Origin of the sequence: Thermoleptolyngbya sp. M55_K2018_002 (assembly GCF_015295965.1) — a bacterium.
Lineage (GTDB): Bacteria > Cyanobacteriota > Cyanobacteriia > Elainellales > Elainellaceae > Thermoleptolyngbya > Thermoleptolyngbya sichuanensis.
The window spans coordinates 1-2,719 of sequence record NZ_DVEA01000415.1 but is presented as its reverse complement, the minus strand read 5'-3'; the positions used below and the strand labels follow the sequence as shown (position 1 = coordinate 2,719).

General features: G+C 53.9%; 2 protein-coding genes and 1 pseudogene. 2 read left to right on the top strand and 1 reads right to left on the bottom strand.

What is annotated here, in order from left to right:
* Window positions 1–154 precede the first annotated feature (154 nt).
* Window positions 155–640, bottom strand: coding sequence for a hypothetical protein (locus tag IGS51_RS20855; protein WP_367185739.1), 486 nt, complete (start codon window positions 638–640; stop codon window positions 155–157).
* 778 nt (window positions 641–1,418) lie between these two features.
* On the opposite strand from IGS51_RS20855, the gene IGS51_RS20850 reads away from it, so the two are divergent.
* Both IGS51_RS20850 and IGS51_RS20845 read left to right on the top strand, forming a co-directional pair.
* Window positions 1,419–2,051, top strand: a complete 633-nt coding sequence (locus IGS51_RS20850; protein WP_297080679.1) for a hypothetical protein — start codon at window positions 1,419–1,421, stop codon at window positions 2,049–2,051.
* Window positions 2,052–2,300: 249 nt separating this feature from the next.
* Window positions 2,301–2,719, top strand: a pseudogene (locus IGS51_RS20845) (hypothetical protein); the annotation flags it as partial.

The following is a 2,719-nucleotide window of genomic DNA, read 5'->3' as shown; positions in this document are numbered from 1 at the left end:
GGGGGATCTCTGAGTGCTTAACATTACAGGCGATACCTTTTCAAACACCCTCTTAAACCAAGATCTCGCGATGCCTACATACGGCACGGCACTCGGTACGGCCCTTTTCACGGGTGCATAGATTTCTGAACTTCGATTGCGAGCCGCCCAAAGTCTAGAAGCGCAAACCAACCCCGCCCTGCACTGAAATCGCAGCGTTGTTGCCTTCGTCGTAGCCATCAAAGGCAAAAATTGCGTTGCCAAAGAGAACCAAATTGCTGTTGGGCAATGCGTGGTCAATGCCTGGTTGCAGAACAAAGCTACTCTGGTTGCCGATGGGGGAAGTGTCGTCACCACCGCCCAGCATGATAGACGCGCCCGCGCCCAAGTACAAATCTGTCTGCCAATTCAGCGGAATATCGTAGGAAACCGTTGGCACAAAGGCACTGCGATCGCTCAATAGCAACTGCGCCCGAATGGAGAGAGGCACTCGCAGCAGCTTATAGCGGGCCGCAATCACCGCCCCCGAAGCCGAATCTTCGCCAAACGCATCGTCGCCCTCCGTTAATCCAAAGGAGCCACCAATCCCCACGTAGCTGCCGTAAGCCGCCTGTGCCTGCGCTGGGGCAATTCGCGAAGCGATCCCTACAGAAATCGCCATCAGCGACAGCCCACCCGACAGGGCCATCCCTCCCAGCACGGCTCCGAACTGAGCAGTTGATAGTGTATCGAGCGCTGCATGAAGCTGGCGAAAACTGCGGGAAAAGAAGGCGGCGCAACGGTTCATACCAATTTCCTCACACTACAAAGCGCTGGGCAATAGTTGGGCAGTAGTTTTCAAATCAGGTCGGGGGTTCGGAATTTGCAAACTTGGAATTTACAGCTTCAGGATTACAGTCTCAAGAATCTCTCAAGAATCTATGGATAACCCCAAAAGCTAGTAGGGATACAAAAATCCATACATGGTCAAACAGCAACCCAAAATCATCCCTGCTTCTTGATACTTAGCGCTTTAGATACCTTTTAGAAATGACCACTAGCCGCAAGTGCAACACCCAAGCAAGTCGCCAGCGAAAAAGTTTTTTGCGCCTTGAGGCTGCAACTCAAAAAGCTGGGAATAATTGAGCAAAAACTTGATCCGTCAGGGCTGAAACAGTTTTAAAAAATGGCAACGAATTTCTGGAGCAAGATTCATCTAATAAGATTTAACTACCAAACATTAGCTCATCTTTGAGCAAGAGATCCAGTTTTTTTGAAAAAATCTGCAACTTCTGCGCTAAAAGTTGGGTGTTATTCCAGCTTTCAGTCTGTGCAGATTTTCCACAGCCCTCAATTCCCCACCCGATCCGCTCTAGCACCCCGCATCTCAATCCAGTGCAACTCTTCTAAATCAAAATGGGAACCCTAGCACCAACATCCTTGCAACTTGCCCAAAGCCCATGAAACCATTCACCTTACCCACCCCCTTCCCGACTCCGATGCCTGTCTCTGCCCAATGGCTCTTGGCGATCGCCGCTGCGGCCTCTGTTCTAGGAGTGGCGATGCCCGCTGGACTGGCTCAGGAGCGCCAGGGTTGTTTCATGATCACCCAAACGGGTCGGCTCATCGACCTATCTGATATTTGCCCCTCTGCTCAGCCTTTTACGCCCCCAGCCCAAGCCAGTTCTACACCAACCCTCGGCACCGGCGATATTCAGGTCACGCTGCGGTGGACGACGACTGACGACCTGGATTTGGCAGTCCGCGACCCATCGGGCAATATAGTTGCGTACTACAACCGCAGTGTGCCTTCTGGCGGCCAGCTCGACGTAGACGCAAACGCAGGCTGTGGAGAGCAAAACACCAGCCCCATTGAAAATATTTTCTGGCCGTCGGGCGGAGCACCCCAGGGGCAGTTTTCTATTGAAGTGAATCTGTTCACTCGCTGCCCTGGTGGGGGCGGTGGCAGCATCCCCTTTAACCTGACGCTGCTCGTCCAAGGCACAACCCGCACAATCGAAGGCTCCGTCAGCGATCAGCAGCCCGTTGCCAACTTCCCCTTCTCGCTGCCCATGCAGGCCGCACAGCGCTAGTCCTTGAAAGCAGAACCCTGCGGGTCGCTAAACCGACGAAGTTCAGCCAAATCCGAAGTTTCTGCATTATCTTTAATAGATATCAGCAGAAATAGATATCAGCAGATGAGTTGTGTTAGAGCGGGTTAATCAAGCCTGTCGGGTCAGGTTTATGGGTTGGTGAATTAGCATCTTGAAATTGGCATTGTGGACGAGTCGTAGAGGATTGTAGGTTTTTTGGGGGCTGATATGCGCCGAACTGCTCTGGTTATGGTTTTAGGAACACTTGCACTGTGGCTGGGGAGCTGTAGGAGTGCGCCGGAAGAGCCTGCGGCGACAGCGCCAACAGACCCCAACGCGCCTGTGGAACCCGGAGCCGTCGTAGATCCAAATGCACCCGCAGACCCTAATGCAGCAGCCGATCCAAACGCAATGCCTGCTGATCCGGCTGCGGTTCCGGCGGCTCCTGCCACCGCCCCAACCACGGCAACTGCTCCCTCTCCTGGACTGCCTGCGGGCACGCTGCCCCCCGAACTCATCGCTTCCACAAATCCCCAGGCGCGTGTTCAGGAAGTGCAGCGCAATCGCCCCGATCCCTTTGCCCAGGTTACGGTTACGCCAGTGGTGGTTGAGTCCCCAAATCGAAATGGGGCAACGACTCGTCCCTTTGTGACACCTGCGGGACAGGG